The organism is Streptacidiphilus sp. EB129, assembly GCF_041262645.1.
Lineage (GTDB): Bacteria > Actinomycetota > Actinomycetes > Streptomycetales > Streptomycetaceae > Streptacidiphilus.
Map to the genome: position 1 here is coordinate 38,826 of NZ_JBGCCS010000041.1, position 14,931 is coordinate 53,756.

General features: G+C 72.9%; 13 protein-coding genes. 4 read left to right on the forward strand and 9 right to left on the reverse strand.

Annotated features, from left to right (window positions below; translation table 11 throughout):
• Window positions 1–37 precede the first annotated feature (37 nt).
• From ABH925_RS32445 to ABH925_RS32485, 9 genes are all read right to left on the reverse strand, one after another.
• Complete coding sequence (locus tag ABH925_RS32445; protein WP_370153869.1) at window positions 38–1,684, reverse strand: FAD-dependent monooxygenase; 1,647 nt, start codon at window positions 1,682–1,684, stop codon at window positions 38–40.
• A 44-nt stretch (window positions 1,685–1,728) separates the two neighbouring features.
• Entirely contained in the window at window positions 1,729–2,580 is an 852-nt protein-coding gene (locus ABH925_RS32450; RefSeq protein ID WP_370153871.1) for a class I SAM-dependent methyltransferase, read from the reverse strand.
• A gap of 22 nt (window positions 2,581–2,602) precedes the next feature.
• Window positions 2,603–3,367, reverse strand: coding sequence for a hypothetical protein (locus tag ABH925_RS32455; RefSeq protein WP_370153873.1), 765 nt, complete (start codon window positions 3,365–3,367; stop codon window positions 2,603–2,605).
• A gap of 83 nt (window positions 3,368–3,450) precedes the next feature.
• Window positions 3,451–3,621, reverse strand: coding sequence for a hypothetical protein (locus ABH925_RS32460; RefSeq protein ID WP_370153875.1), 171 nt, complete (start codon window positions 3,619–3,621; stop codon window positions 3,451–3,453).
• Window positions 3,622–3,695: 74 nt separating this feature from the next.
• Window positions 3,696–4,256, reverse strand: a complete 561-nt coding sequence (locus tag ABH925_RS32465; protein ID WP_370153876.1) for a flavin reductase family protein — start codon at window positions 4,254–4,256, stop codon at window positions 3,696–3,698.
• The gene (locus ABH925_RS32470; protein ID WP_370153877.1) at window positions 4,253–5,728 is read right to left on the reverse strand and encodes an amino acid adenylation domain-containing protein; all 1,476 of its coding nucleotides are present in this window, start codon (window positions 5,726–5,728) and stop codon (window positions 4,253–4,255) included. Before ABH925_RS32470 ends, ABH925_RS32465 begins: the two co-directional genes overlap by 4 nt.
• The gene (locus ABH925_RS32475) at window positions 5,725–6,870 is read right to left on the reverse strand and encodes an acyl-CoA dehydrogenase family protein (RefSeq protein WP_370153879.1); all 1,146 of its coding nucleotides are present in this window, start codon (window positions 6,868–6,870) and stop codon (window positions 5,725–5,727) included. Before ABH925_RS32475 ends, ABH925_RS32470 begins: the two co-directional genes overlap by 4 nt.
• Window positions 6,871–6,994: 124 nt before the next feature.
• On the reverse strand, window positions 6,995–8,440 hold the full coding sequence (locus ABH925_RS32480) for a citrate/2-methylcitrate synthase (protein ID WP_370153880.1): 1,446 nt from the start codon (window positions 8,438–8,440) through the stop codon (window positions 6,995–6,997).
• Between the two features lie 52 nt (window positions 8,441–8,492).
• The gene (locus ABH925_RS32485) at window positions 8,493–9,821 is read right to left on the reverse strand and encodes a cation:proton antiporter (protein WP_370153882.1); all 1,329 of its coding nucleotides are present in this window, start codon (window positions 9,819–9,821) and stop codon (window positions 8,493–8,495) included.
• A 196-nt stretch (window positions 9,822–10,017) separates the two neighbouring features.
• Between ABH925_RS32485 and ccrA the strand changes: the two genes are divergently transcribed.
• The 4 genes from ccrA to ABH925_RS32505 all read left to right on the forward strand — a co-directional run.
• On the forward strand, window positions 10,018–11,385 hold the full coding sequence (gene ccrA, locus ABH925_RS32490) for a crotonyl-CoA carboxylase/reductase (RefSeq protein WP_370153890.1): 1,368 nt from the start codon (window positions 10,018–10,020) through the stop codon (window positions 11,383–11,385).
• Window positions 11,382–13,232, forward strand: a complete 1,851-nt coding sequence (locus ABH925_RS32495) for a 3-hydroxyacyl-CoA dehydrogenase family protein (protein ID WP_370153884.1) — start codon at window positions 11,382–11,384, stop codon at window positions 13,230–13,232. Before ccrA ends, ABH925_RS32495 begins: the two co-directional genes overlap by 4 nt.
• Window positions 13,233–13,310: 78 nt before the next feature.
• Window positions 13,311–14,423: a 3-oxoacyl-ACP synthase III family protein gene (locus tag ABH925_RS32500; protein ID WP_370153886.1), complete on the forward strand. Its 1,113-nt coding sequence runs from the start codon at window positions 13,311–13,313 to the stop codon at window positions 14,421–14,423.
• Window positions 14,420–14,931, forward strand: a 512-nt coding sequence (locus tag ABH925_RS32505; protein ID WP_370153888.1) for a carboxyl transferase domain-containing protein, incomplete at its 3' end; no start/stop codon positions are given. The genes ABH925_RS32500 and ABH925_RS32505, both read left to right, overlap by 4 nt.

The window sequence follows — 14,931 nt, forward strand, 5'->3', positions numbered from 1 at the left end:
GCCGGGCCGCGACTCGTGCGGCCCGGCGGGGGTGGGGCTAGGCGCTGGGCTGGGGGGTGAGGTCGTCGGTGGGGGTCTCCGTGACGGTGTCGGCGGAGGCCCCGGCGGCGACCAGGTGCGGGAGGCTGAGGACGGTGGCGAGGCCCGGGGTGGCGTACTCGGCCACGCCGCACCAGCGGAGCAGCGCCTCGCCGACCCGCTCGACGCGCCGGTCCGGCGCGGCCGTGCCGTCGACCCAGGCGACGTAGCCGTCCGGGCGGACCAGCAGGGTGGTGACGCCGTCGAGGCCGAGCGTCGGGGAGGTCGCGACCACGGTGTTGACCCGGTTGCCCCAGGCATCGGCCCGGTTGGCCGCCCGGCCGTCCGGCTCGAAGTCGACCAGCAGCAGCCGGCCGTCGCGCAGCAGGTCGTACAGCCGCACCGGGGCCGAGCCGCGCATCGACAGCAGCAGGTCGGGTACCCGCATGCCGGTGCGCAGCGGCAGTTCCGACTTGCCGGAGCAGGAGCCGCCGACCGGTCCGTCGGCGGCGTAGTGGTTCCGCAGGCCGGAGAGCGACTCCTCGGCGAACTGGCGGACCGGGCGGATCCCGAGCAGCTTCGGCAGGACCGAACGCCGCAGCGTGAAGGCGAGGTTGGAGGTGCTGGTGGCGAACCGGGTGGCCCGGTCGGTGGCACGGAGCACCCGCTGGGCGTAAGGGCGCTGCTCGGCCTCGTAAGAGTCGAGCAGGCCGGTCGGGGCCCAGCCCTGGACCTCGGCGGCGAGCTTCCAGCCGAGGTTCACCGCGTCCTGGATGCCGAGGTTCAGGCCCTGGCCGCCGAGCGGGGAGTGCAGGTGGGCGGCGTCGCCGGCGAGCAGGACCCGGCCGGTGCGGTACTGGTCCGCGATCCGCTGGTGGATCTTGAAGCGGGTGATCCACTTCGGGTCGTAGGGCTCCGGGTCGAAGCCCAGCGCCTCCAGCATCAGCGAGCGCAGCTCGGTCAGGGTGACCGGCTCCCGGCTCCACGGGTTGTCCCGGTGCGCCACCGCGATCCGGTACCAGCCGTCGCCGTACGGCATGGACAGCAGGATGCCGCCGCGCGAGGGGATCAGCACCAGGTCCTGCGGCGGGGCCTTCCGCAGCCGGACGTCGGCCAGGATCGGGGCCATGTCGTAGGTGCGGCCGCGGAAGGCGATGCCGGCGAAGTCGCGCACCGCGCTGTGCGCGCCGTCGCAGCCGACCACGTAGTCCGCGCTCTCCTCCCACTCCCCGTGCGGGGTGCGGACTTTCAGGGTCACCCCCAGGCCGTCCTGGCTCAGGTCGTAGACCTCCGCCTGCCGCTCGATGGTGACGCCGAGATCCAGCGCGTGCTGCTGCAGCAGCACCTCGACGCTGCTCTGCGGCAGGGCGTTGAGGTAGGGGAAGGGGCTGTCCAGCTCGGCGAAGTCGACGCCCGCGCCGCGGCCCACGGCCAGCCGCCCCACCGGACGGCCGAGTGCGGCGAGGGCCTCGGCGTGACCGCGCAGCGACAGCAGCTCCATGGTCCGGCTGTAGAGGCCGATCGCGCGGGACTCCGGGGACGGGGCGGCGCGGCGCTCCAGCACCGTGCAGGAGACCCCGGCCGTGGCCAGCTCGCAGGCCAGGGTGAGACCGGTGGGTCCGGCTCCGACGACGATGACGGACTGGGCCGATGGGACGGCGCTCATGGGATTTCCTCCGTTGGACACAGGGGGCGGGCAGGGAACGCGGGTCAGGGCTTCAGCGCCGGACCGGCCTGGTCGGTCGCCCGCTTGACGCCGACGACCAGGCAGGTCCGCACCGGGAGCAGGTAGTCGGAGCCCCTGCGCCGGATGCCCAGCGCGTGCAACTGCGGCTCGGACGCCAGCGACAGCCGCCGCCGGACCGACGCCGCGGCCTCCGTTCCCGACCCGGTGAGCGCGCACCAGCGGGCGACCGACACGCCGCTGCGGCTCTCGGCCAGCCTGCTGCGGGCCATCGGGACGTTCAGTCCGGCGCCGTGCAGCAGCCGGATCCACTCCACCAGGGTGTGGCTGCGCCGGAACGCGGGGTCGCGCAGCCGCTCCAGCTCCTGGTGCAGCGCCTCGACCCCGGGGACCGCGTGGCCCTCCAGGTCGATGACGGCGAGCCGGCCGCCGGGGCGCAGCAGCCGGGCCATCTCGGCGGCGGCCGTTCTGGGGTCGGCGAAGCGGCTGGCCGCCAGCCGGGACACCACCAGGTCGAACTCCCCGTCGGGGAACGGGAGGTGCTCGGCGGACGCCTGCACCGCCTCGACCACGGCCGAGTGCTCGGCCGCCGCCGCACGGAACGCCCGCAGCACGCCGTCCGCCGGGTCGACGCCGACCAGCCGGGACGGGCGCTGGGCGGCGAAGGAGAGCGCGAGCGCCCCGGCCCCGCAGCCGACGTCGCAGATGTCGCGACCGGTCTGCGGGCCCAGGGTCTCGTGCAGTGCCTCGATGCTGGGGCTGGACAGGACGCCGGGGCTGGACAGGCGGCCGCCGGGACCGCTGCCCGGGCCGCTGCCCGGAACCGCCTGCGGGGACTGCTCGGTGTGCCGGTTCTCGCTGCGCTGGGTGGAGAGCATGGCGTGCCTTCGTGGTGGGGGGCTATCGCGGTCCGGTGACCAGTTCGGTCAGGGTGGTCACCGGGTCCGGAACCGGGCCGCTGACGCAGGGGTGCAGGGTGTGCCCGAGCCCCTTCAGCAGCCAGACGGTGACGCTCAACGGCCGGCTGCCGATCAGCCGCCGTGCCGACCACTCGGCGTACAGGTCGGGGCTGAGGACGGCGAGTGGCGCGTCGTCCACCGACTTCGGGTCGTCCTCGACCAGGTAGCCGATCAGGTCGAGGCTGCCGTAGACCATCGACAGCACCTCGATGCTGGTGTCCAGGAAGGTCTCCTCCTCCAGCACCGTGCCGACCAGCACCAGCCGGTCCACCTGCCGCACCCGACCGGTCTCCAGCAGCCGCAGCATGGCCTCGCCGCCGACGGCGAAGCCGACCATGGAGACCGGCCCCGCCGTCAGGTGCCGGTAGCCGCGCAGCAACCCGTCCAGGCGGTCCGCCCGGGCGCTGATGTCGGCCTCTCCGGCCGGCCGGCCCGGGTCGCGGATCGGCATGTCGCACTGCAGCACCTGGACGCCGCAGCCCACCAGACGGTGGGTCAGTTCCTGGAGCAGCAGGTCGTCGCGGCCCGAGCCGTCGAGCAGGCCGACGGTCCCCGGTCCGGCGAGCAGCACGGTCGCGTGCGCGGGGCCGGTGGGGAACGAGCGGCGGGTCCGGTAGCGCGACCCGCCGCCGTCGGTCCGCCAGTGCACCCGCTCGTTGACCCGTGCGGGGACGCGCAGCGCGTCGCCGGTGGTGGTGGGGGGCATGGCTGTTCTCCTCAGCGATGAGCGGTGAGGCGGTGAGGTGGCGAGCGCTGGGGCGGAGGGGCGGAGGGCCGCGCCGCCCGGCGCTACGCCTCGACCTCGACCTCGACCTCGATGACGGTGGCCTCGGTGATCACGGTGTTCTCGACCACCGGCTGCCCGTGGCGTTCGGCGGAGACGGAGTCGGAGACGCTGAGCGTCACCCCGTCCTCGCCGGGCTCCAGGTGCAGACGGATGATCTTCTTCTCGACGGCCATGGCGGTGGTTCCTTTCAGAGGGAAGTACGGGGCGAAAGGGTCTGCGGGAAGGACAGGTTGAGAGAAGGACCGCACTACGGCAGCACCTCGGCGAACTGGGAGCGCCAGTACACGAGCGGCAGCTGCTCCGGACGGGACCCGCCGCGCACCACGCGTCCCACCACCAGCTGGTGGTCGCCCATCCGGCGGCTGTGGGTGAGCAGGCACTCGGCCCAGGCCGCGGTACGCGCCAGCACCGGCGCCCCGGTGCGTTCCCCGGGGGCCCAGTCGACCTGGGCGAACCGCTCCGGCACGTTCCTGGCGAAGGTCATCGCCAGCTTCTCGGTCCCGCCGGCCAGCAGGTTCACCGCGAAGGCGCCGCTGTGGTGGATGGCGTCCAGGGTGGAGCTGTTCTGCTGGATGCAGACCAGCAGCAGTGGCGGCGCGGCCGAGACGCTGCACACCGCGGTGCAGGTCAGACCGCGCGGTGCGGCGTCCTCGTCCAGACAGGTGACGATGCTGACGCCGGCCGCGAGCGAACCCATCACGGCCCGGAAGACCGCCGGTTCGACCTGCTCGCCCTGCTCCTCGTGCTGGTCCTGGCGGTCCAGCCAGAGGCTGGTGCCGGTGCGGGCCAGATCGATCGGCGTGGTCATATCAGCTCACCGCTTTCGATCGCGGCGGCCAGCGCCGCGCGGTCGGTCTTGCCGTTGGCGGTCAGCGGCAGCTCGGCCATCACGTGTACGGCGTCGATGACCATGTAGGTCGGCAGCCGGGTGGCGCAGTCGCGCTTCAGGTCCAGCAGCCCGGGGCGCTCGGTGCCGGAGAGCACCACCACGGCGTGCAGCTTGGCGTCGAGTCCGCTGCCCACGACGACGCTGGCGACGGCGGCCACGGTCGGGTTGGCGGCGATGACCGAGTCGATCTCGCCCAGCTCGATCCGGTGCCCGCGCACCTTGACCATCTGGTCGCGGCGGCCGATGTACTCCAGGCAGCCGTCCGGTCCGACCCGGCCCAGGTCGCCGGTGAAGTACGGGCCCTGCTGCGGCTCCGCGCCCCAGTAGCCCAGCATGACGGTCGGACCGGTGACGATGATCTCGCCCTCCTCGGCCCGCGGCGGGTGGATGGTGACCCGGTCACCGCTGGCGGCCTTGCCGATCGGCAGCGGGCGCGAGCTGCCCAGGTCCAGGTCGGTGACTTCGTAGCTGGTGCAGACGTTGGTCTCGGTCGGTCCGTACCAGTTCAGCAGCCGGACCCCGGGCCAGGCCTTGTGCAGGTCCTGGACCTGCTGGGTCGGGAAGGCCTCGCCGGCGAAGACGCAGACCCGCATCGCGGCCGGCGCGGGACCGCCGAGCAGGTTGCCGCGCTGCATCATCAGGATCAGCGCGGACGGCACCGAGTACCAGACGCTGATCTGCTGCTCGTGCAGCAGCGCGGCCAGCTGCAGCGGGTCGTAGGCCAGCCCCTCGGGGACCAGGTAGACCGAGGCCCCGGCCAGGAACGCGGCGTAGAGGTCGAAGACCGACAGGTCGAAGTTGAACGGGGCGTGGTTGGACAGCCGGTCCTCGGCCGTCACCCCGACCGTCGCGACGGCCCAGCGGACGAAGGACAGCGCGTTGCGGTGACTGATGCAGACGCCCTTGGGCTCACCGGTGGAGCCGGAGGTGTAGAGAATGTAGGCGGGCTCGTCCGGCTCGTTCCGGTACGGCGCGGGTGCGTCCTCGGCGGTGGCCTCCTCGCGCAGCTGGTCGAAGCCGAGCAGCGGCGCCTCCTCGGCCCAGGTGCTGCCCTGGGCCCGGCGCAGCCCGGCCTCGTCGGTGACCACCACCGCCGGCGCGCAGCTGCGGGTGATCCGGGACACCCGGGCGGCCGGGTTGGACGCGGTGACCGGCACGTAGACGGCGCCGATCCGCAGCGCGCCCTGCATCAGCGCGATGGCGTCGGGGGTCTTGTGGGTCCACAGCACCACCCGGTCCCCGGGGCGGACCCCGCGCCGGTGCAGTGCGGCGGCGTAGCGGTCGGCGAGCTGGTCCAGTTCGCGGTAGCTGACGACGGCGGCTGTGGTGCGGACGGCGGGAGCGTCCGGGGAGTGCCGGGCCGAGTCGATGACGAGTTGGTGCAGCCTCACAGTCCGATCTCCTTTGCGATCAGCTGGCGTTGGATGTCCGAGGTGCCGGAGAAGAGGGTGCTGGGGACGGCGTCGCGCAGCACCGTCTCGATGCCGTCGGCGCTGAGGTAGCCGCGACCGCCGAAGGTGCGCACCGCGTCGGTGGCCGAGGCCAGCACGCCCTCGGAGACGGCGAGCTTGGACAGGGCGATGGCGAGCACGGCCGGGTAGCCCTGGTCCATCTCCCAGCAGGCGCGGTAGAGCAGCAGTCGCCCGCTCTCCAGCCGCAGTTTCATGTCGACGATGCGGTTGGCCACCGACTGGAACTCGGCGATGCGCCGGCCGAACTGCCGCCGCTCGCGGGCGAATTCCACGCACTGCTCGACCAGCCGGTCCAGCAGCCCCACGTACAGGGCGAACAGGCAGGCGCGTTCCCAGCCCATCGAGTGCTGGAAGATCGCGGCGCCCTGCCCGGGGCCGCCCAGCACCCGGTCGTCCGGGACGAAGCAGTCGGTGAAGGTGATCGAGCCGGCCGGGCAGGAGTTCAGCCCCATCTTGGCCATCGGCTCGCTGACGCTGAGGCCGGGGGTGTCCCGGTCCACCACGATCCCGGTGACACCGAGGAAGCCGGCCCTGGGGTCGGTGGTGCCGTAGGCCACGTAGACGTCGGCGGCCGGGCCGTTGCTGACGAAGCTCTTGGTGCCGTTCAGCAGGTAGCCGCCGGACACCGGCTTGGTGCGCAGGCCCAGCTTGGAGGAGTCCGAGCCGGCCTCCGGCTCGGTCATCGCGTTGCCGGCGATCAGCCGGCCGGAGGCCAGCTCCGGCAGCAGCTGCTCCTTGACGGCGGGCGAGGCGAAGGCGGCGATCGGCATCGCGCAGGCGAAGGTGTGCGCGGCGGCGCCGAAGACCAGCCCGGTGTCCGGGCAGCCCCGGCCGACGGCCTCGACCACGCGGGCGGTGTCCAGCGCGCCGAGCCCCCGGCCGCCGAACTCGGTGGGCAGGCAGGCGCCGAGCATGCCGATCTCGCCCAGCTGGAGCCAGTCCTTGCGGGTGTAGTAGGTCGACTCCCGTACCGCGTCGGCGGGGAAGGCGGCCCGGGTGGCGTCCAGCGCCTCGTGGTAGCGGTTCTCTTGGTCGTTGCTCCAGCCGAACTCCACGTCCACTCCTGATTCCTGGTCGGCAGGTCTTCCTGGGTCGGGGCAGGCCCCGGGGACCGCCCCGGCCCGGCCGGCGTACGGTCGGGCACGAGGCCCGGTCGAGTCGGAGGCCCGGTCGGGTCGGGTGGCGTCAGCCCTTGCCGCCGCCGCGGGTGAACCCGGGCTCCGGCGGCGGGGAGAAGTGCAGGTTGCGCGGGCCGACGTAGCGCAGCCGGGGCTGCATCAGGCCCTGCCGGGTGCGCTGTTCCTCGATGTGGGCCAGCCAGCCGGGGATCCGGGCGGCGGCGAACATCGGGATGAACAGGTCGGTGGGGATGCCGATCATGTGGTGGATCGCCGCCGCGTAGCAGTCCACGGTGTGGTCCGGGCGCAGGCTGCGGGTCGGGCTGGTGGCGGCCCGGACCGAGTCCAGCACCTGCAGGATGTGGCTGCCGCCGCTGGTGGCGCGGAACCGCTGGGCCGCCTCGCGCAGCGGCCGGACCCGGGGGTCCTCGGCCGGGGTGTGCGGGTGGCCGCCGCGGGCGGTCTCGGCGTCGGCCCGTCCGCGCAGGTACGCGGCGCCGTCCAGCGGGTCCTCGATCTCCTGCGCCAGCTGCACCAGCCGCTGGGCGGCGCCGCCGTCCCTGGGCCCGGCGAAGGTGGCCAGGGCGACGGTGACCGCCGCGAAGGTGTCGGTGCCGGTGCCGACCGCCACCCGGGCCGCGAACGCCGAGGCGTTGCAGCCGTGTTCGGCCTGCAGCACCAGGCAGAGCTCGACCAGGTGCACCCGCTCGGCGTCCCGGGGCAGGCCGAGCAGGTGCAGAATGCTTTCCGCATGGGAGAGCTCGGCATTGGGACGGGGGATCGGGCGTCCGGTCCTGGCGGCCTGCTGGGTGGCGAAGATGGTGGGCAGCCGGGCGATCAGCCGCTCGCCGACGTCCAGGTGCGCGGCCGGGTCGTTGCCGGTCTCCTCGGCGACGGCCAGCGCCGAGACCGCGGTGCGCAGCACCGAGGCGGTGTTGGAGCCGCAGTTCTGGACGATGTTGGAGACCACCATCGCCGGCAGCTCCCTGGCCTCGGCCAGCCGGGACCGGAAGCCGCGAAGCTCGCCGGGGTCGGGCAGCCATCCGTACAGCAGCAGGTGGGCCACCTCCTCGTAGCCGGCCCGGCCGGCGAGTTCCTCCACCGGGTAGCCGCGGTAGGAGAGCTGGCCGCGGATCAGGTCGACCTCGGACACCCGGGTCTGGTCCAGTACGGTGCCGGCCAGGCCGAGCGCGACCGGTGCCTCGGCGTCCTCGGGCGGGGCGGTGTGCAGCGAGCGGGGCAGGGCCGGGGCCAGCATCGAGGCGTCCAGCGGCGGCTGGCCGCCGCGCGCGCCGGCCTGCTCGTCGAAGAAGGCACGCAGTTCGCCGACCGACTCCAGCCGCTCGACCTGCTCCAGGTCGACGGTGCCGCCCAGGTCGTACTCGAGGTTCACGACGAGCTCGACGTCCGTCATCGAGTCCCAGCTCTCGGCCGATCGGAACCGCAGGCTGTCGTTGATCTGCTCCGGCGGTACGCCGAAGATCCGGGAGAGGGTGCTGGTCACGGGATGCATCGCGGTACACCTCCTGGACTTTCTGCTGGAGGACGGATGAGCGGGGGCGCGGTCAGCCGGCGAGGTCGGTGTCCGCGAGTGAGCGGGCCGGGCGCAGCCGGACCACGATGGTGTCGGGCTTCTTCGCGCGCCCGGTCAGCGCCAGTCCTCCGCGTGGCAGCAGGTACGGCAGCACCGGACCGGCCATGGCCGTGGTGATCAGGGCCATCAGCACCATCACCGTGAACATCGAGGTGTCCAGCACGTGCAGGCTCAGCCCGACGTTCAGGATGATCAGTTCGGTCAGTCCGCGGGTGTTCATCAGCACCCCGACACCCATGGACTCCCGCCAGGACATGCCGGACCTCCGGGCCGGCAGGGTCGCCCCGATCAGCTTGCCGCCGCAGGCGGCGGCGAGCACCAGCAGCAGTTCCACCCAGCCGGTGCCGGTCAGCCCGGAGATGTTCACCGACAGGCCGGTGACGATGAAGTACACCGGCAGCAGCACCTGTCCGGCGTGGTGCAGCGGCTTGATCACCTCGTCCTCCAGCAGCTCGCGCGACTGCCGCGGCATCGCCAGGCCCAGCGCGAAGGCGCCGAAGATCGGGTGGATGCCGATCCGGGAGGTGGCGAAGGCGGACAGCAGCAGTGCGGCGGTGACCATCGCGCCGAGCGGCAGCGTGCCGCGTCCGGCGAACCGGTTCACCAGCCAGGCCAGTGCCGGGCGGACCAGCACCACCATGACCGAGACGTAGCCGGCCGACTTCCACAGGATGGAGATGAAGGCGGCCTGGCTGGAGGCGGTCACCACGGCCACGATCGCGGCCAGCAGGCACCAGGCCAGCACGTCGCCGAGGGCCGCGCTGGCCAGCGCCAGCGAGCCGGCTTTGGTGGTGTTCAGCCGGTTGTCCGTCAGGATCCGGGCCAGCACCGGGAAGGCCGTGATGGACATGCTGACGCCGAGGTACAGCGCCAGCGACCAGAACGAGACATGGTGACCCGCGACCGTCGAGTGGTGCTGGTAGCAGTAGCCGGCGACGGCCAGGCCGAGCAGGAACGGCAGCACCATGCTGCCGGTGGTGACCGTGGCCACCGCGGTGACCGCCTTGCGGTCCCGCCGGAGCGACGCCAGGTCGAGCTCCCAGCCCACGGTGAACATGAAGAGCAGCAGCCCGATCTGGGCCACCATGGACAGGAACGGGCGGGCGTCGTTCGGGAACAGACGGTGCGGCAGGTCGCCCGGCAGCAGTCCGAGCAGGCTCGGCCCGAGCACGATGCCGGCGGTGATCTCGGCGATGACGGCGGGCTGTCTCAGCCGTCGGGCCAGCAGCACCAGCACGGCGCCCACGACGAGGACCAGCGCGATGTCCGCGATCACGGTGGCTTGGAGTGCGTCGGGCATGTTCCCTCCACGAGGAACTCAACGTCCGATGAAGTCATCAAGAGTTGAGTTTTGCATGCCGGGTTCGCGCTGGCAAGGGCGGATCCGATGGGCGGGGGCTTGGCGGAGCCGCCCGCCTGTGCAAAACTCCTTCTGTGTTGAGTTCAACGTACGGTGAATTAAAGCGCCCTGCCCCTGAGAGAGAAGGCACTTGATGATGAAAGACCTCGTCGAGGCCATGGAGTCCGAGGACGCCACCGGCGCGGATCTCGCCGCCCTGCCGGTCCCGGAGCACTACCGGGGCGCGGTGCTCCGCGCGGAGGAGCAGGAGATGTTCGAGGGCGTCGCGCTGCGCGACCGCACCCCGGCCGACTCCGTCCACATCCAGGACGTGCCCACGCCCGAGCCGGGCGCCGGCGAGGTGCTGGTCGCGGTGATGGCCGGCGCGGTGAACTACAACACGGTCTGGAGCGCGCTGTTCTCGCCGGTGCCCACCTTCTCCTTCCTGGAGCGGTACGCCCGTACCGGCGGCCTGGCCGCCCGGCACGACCAGCCGTACCACGTCATCGGCTCGGACCTGGCCGGCGTGGTGCTGCGGACCGGCCCCGGGGTGCGCCGCTGGCAGCCCGGCGACCGGGTGGTCGCCCACTGCCTGTCGGTGGAGCTGGAGAGCTCCGACGGCCACAACGACAGCATGCTCGACCCCGAGCAGCGGATCTGGGGCTTCGAGACCAACTACGGCGGCCTGGCCGAACTCGCCCTGGTCAAGGCCAACCAGCTGATGCCCAAGGCCGAGCACCTCAGCTGGGAGGAGGCCGCCTCCCCGGGCCTGGTCAACTCCACCGCCTACCGGCAGCTGGTGACCCGCAACGGGGCCGGGATGAAGCAGGGTGACAACGTGCTGATCTGGGGCGCGGCCGGCGGCCTCGGCTCCTACGCCACCCAGCTCGCGCTGGCCGGCGGGGCCACCCCGGTCTGCGTGGTCTCCTCCCCGCAGAAGGCCGCGATCTGCCGCGCCATGGGCGCCGAGCTGATCATCGACCGCAGCGAGGAGGGCTACCGGTTCTGGAAGGACGAGCACACCCAGGACCCGCGCGAGTGGCGCCGCCTCGGCTCCCGGATCCGGGAACTGACCGGCGGCGAGGACCCGGACATCGTCTTCGAGCACCCGGGCCGGGAGACCTTCGGCGCCAGCGTCTACGTCGCCCGCAGGGGCGGCACCGTGGTCACCTGCGCGTCCACCTCCGGCCACATCCACGAGTACGACAACCGCTACCTGTGGATGAGCCTCAAACGCATCGTCGGCTCGCACTTCGCCAACTACCGCGAGGCCTGGGAGGCCAACCGGCTGATCGCCAAGGGCCGGATCCACCCCACGCTGTCCCGCAGCTACCCGCTGGACCAGGTCGGCCTGGCGGTGCAGTCCATGCACCGCAACGAGCACCACGGCAAGATCGGCGTGCTCTGCCTCGCCCCGGAACCGGGCCTCGGCGTCCGCGACCCCGGGCTGCGGGTGGTGCACCACCGCGCCCTGAACCGCTTCCGCACCGAGACTCCGACTCCGACGGGGGACGAACGGATATGACTGTCGATCAGAGCGAGCTGGAACCGGTCCGACTGGAGTCGGGCCTGCTGGATCCGGGCCTGCTGGATCCGGGCGTTCAGGGGCCCGGAGTGCTGGGCGTGATCGGCCTGGGCGCCACCGGATCGGGTCTGGTCGAGGCGGCCGCCCGGGCGGGTCTGGCCGTGATCGCCCTGGAGCCCGGGGAGGGGCGGCTGGACCAGGGCCGGGCCCGGGTCCGCCGGCTGCTGGAGGACTCCGTCGCCCGGGACCGGCTGCCCGCCGCGGAGAGCGAACAGGTCTGGCAGCGGATCCGCTTCAGCGCGCACTGGCCCGACCTGGCCGCCGCCGACCTGGTCGCCGAGGCGGTGCCGGAGCGGCACCAGGCCAAGGCCGACGCGCTGCGCCGCGCGGACCAGGTCTGCACGCCCGGCACCGTACTGGCGACCAGCGCCTCCGCGCTGTCGGTGACCGCGCTCGCGGCGGCCACCGGCCGCCCGGCCCGGGTGGTCGGGCTGCACCTGTTCGTGCCGGTGGCCGACACCGGGGTGGCCGAGGTGGTCCGCACCGTGATGACCGAACCCGCCGCGCTGGACCGGGTCCGCGCACTGGTGACCCGGCTGGGCAAGACCGGGGTGGTGCTCGGCGACCGGGCCGGACTGATCTCCACCGCGCTGCTGTTCGGCTACCTCAACCAGTCCGTGGCCATGCACGACCAGCAGTTCGCCGACCGCGACGACATCGACGCGGCCATGCGGCTGGGCTGCGGCCTGCCCTACGGGCCGCTGGAGACGCTGGACCTGATCGGCATCGACACCGCCTGCGACATCCTCACCGCGCTGGCCGAGCGCCTGGACGAACCGTCCCTCGCGCCGGACCGCCGGCTGCGCCACATGGCCCTGGCCGGACTGCTCGGCCGCAAGTCCGGCCGCGGCTTCCACCGCTACGACCAGGACGGCCGCCGGCTTCCCGAGCAGCCGTCCGCGCGGCAGGACCCCGCCGGGGCGGCGGAGTGGACCCGGCCGGTGGGCCGGATCGGCATCGTCGGCTCCGGCACCATGGCCGCCGGCATCGCCGAACTCTGCGTCAAGGCCGGTCTGCCCACCGTGCTCGCGGCCCGCAGCCCGCAGCGGGCCGAGGCCGCCCGTGCGGTGATGGCCGGCTCGATGGGGCGTGCGGTCGCCCGGGGCAAGCTCAGCGAGCAGCAACGCGACACCGCGCTCGCACTGCTGGACCCGCAGGCCGACCTGGCCGCGCTCGCCGACTGCGACCTGGTGATCGAGGCCGCGGCCGAGGACCTGCTGGTGAAGCGGGAGCTGTTCGCCGCGCTGGGCCGGATCTGCAAGCCGGGCGCGGTACTGGCCACCACCACCTCCAGCCTGCCGGTGATCGAGTGCGCGCTGGCCTCCGGCCGCCCGCAGGACGTCCTGGGGCTGCACTTCTTCAACCCGGCCCCGCAGATGCGGCTGGTCGAGGTCATCCCCTCGCTGGAGACCGCGCCCGAGGTGGTCGCCACCGGCCGCGCCCTGTGCGCGACGCTGGGCAAACACCCGGTGCGGTGCGCGGACCGGCCCGGGTTCATCGTCAACGCCCTGCTCTTCCCGTACCTCAACGAGGCGGTACGGATGGTCGAGGCGCACTACGCCGACGCCGACGACATCGACACCGTGATGAAGCTCGGCTTCGGCTACCCGCTCGGCCCGTTCGAACTGCTGGACGTCATCGGCCTGGACGTGTCGCTGAGCATCCAGCAGGTCCTGCACGCCGCCGCACCCCACCCGCGCTCGGTGCCGGCCCCGCTGCTGGGTCACCTGGTGGCCGCCGGGCGGGCCGGCCGCAAGGCGGGCGCCGGCTTCCGCGTCCACAGCTGACCTGCAGCCCCCGGCCGGGAGAGCCGGCCGGCGCACCGGCCCGGCGGCCCACGTCCCGTGCTGCTTCGAGGAGGAACCGTGAAGTCCATCGGCATCATCGGCGTGGGCTCCTATCTACCCGAGACCGTCATCAGCAACACCGAGATCGGACGCGAGGCGGGCGTCACCGACGAGTGGATCGTCCGCAAGACCGGCATCAGGGAACGCCGCCGGGCCGCCCCGCACGAGGCGACCTCGGACCTCGCCGCGGAGGCGGCGCGGCGCGCCCTGGACCGCTCCGGGCTGTCGGCCGAGCAACTGTCGTACGTCGTCGTCGCCACCTCCACCCCGGACCACCCGCAGCCCGCCACCGCTGCCATCGTGCAGGACCTGATCGGGGCCCGGCAGGCAGCGACCTTCGACATCAACTCGGTCTGCAGCGGCTTCGTGCACGCGCTCAAGGTGGTCGAACGGCTGCTGCACGGCGAGAGCGGCGACGTCCCCCGCTACGGGCTGGTCATCGGCGCCGACATCTACTCCCGGATCCTGGACTACAGCGACCGCCGCACCGCGATCCTGTTCGGCGACGGCGCCGGGGCGACCGTACTCGGGCCGGTCGCACCCGGGCTCGGCCTACTGGAGACCTCGCTGGTCACCCGGGGCGACGCGCACCACCTGATCCGGGTCGACGCCGGCGGCAGCCGCCGGCCGGCCTCGCAGGCGACCCTGGAGGAGGGTGGACACTACTTCCGGATGGACGGCAGGGGCGTGCGGGAGTTCGTGCAGAGCACCCTCCCCGGTGAGATCGGCGCGCTGCTGCGCCGGGCCGGCACCCCCGCCGCCGCCGTCCGGCACTTCGTCCCGCACCAGGCGAACGGGGTGATGCTGGCCGAGCTGTGGCCCGAACTCGGGCTGCACCGGGCCGCGTTGCACCTCACCCTGGAGCACTACGCGAACACCGGGGCGGCCTCGGTACCGATCACCCTGGACGAGATGGACCGCGCGGGCTCCGCCTCCCACGGCGACCTGGTGCTGCTGACCGCCTTCGGCGGCGGGATGAGCGTCGGCACGATCCTGCTCAAGTGGTCGATGGCACGCCCCGACCAGGCCGAGCAGGCCGTGCAGTCCGACCGGGCCGCGCAATCCGGCGGCCGGACCGGTGAGCAGCAGCTCGCCCCGGTGGGTGCTCCCTGCCCGCCGCTCGCGTCATGACCGCCCCGGTGGTGACGGACGCCGGTGGCGACAGCCGGGGGCGCGTGGCGGAGCTGGGTGCGATCCGGGAGTCGGTGCTGGCGGGGCCGAGTGAGCGGGCGACCGAGGCGCAGCATGCGAAGGGGAAGTTGACGGCTCGGGAGCGGATCGGGTTGTTGCTGGACGAGGGGTCGTTCGGCGAGATGGAGCCGTTGCGTCGGCATCGGGCGTCGGGGTTCGGGCTGGAGGGGAAGCGTCCGTACGGGGATGGGGTGGTGACCGGGTGGGGGACGGTTCACGGGCGTGCGGTGTTTGTGTATGCGCATGATTTTCGGGTGTTCGGGGGTGCGTTGGGGGAGGCGCATGCGCAGAAGATCCACAAGATCATGGATATGGCGATCGCGGCGGGGGCGCCGTTGGTGTCGTTGAACGACGGTGCGGGGGCGCGGATTCAGGAGGGGGTGACGGCGCTTGCGGGGTATGGGGGGATTTTTCAGCGTAATACGCGGGCTTCTGGGGTGATTCCTCA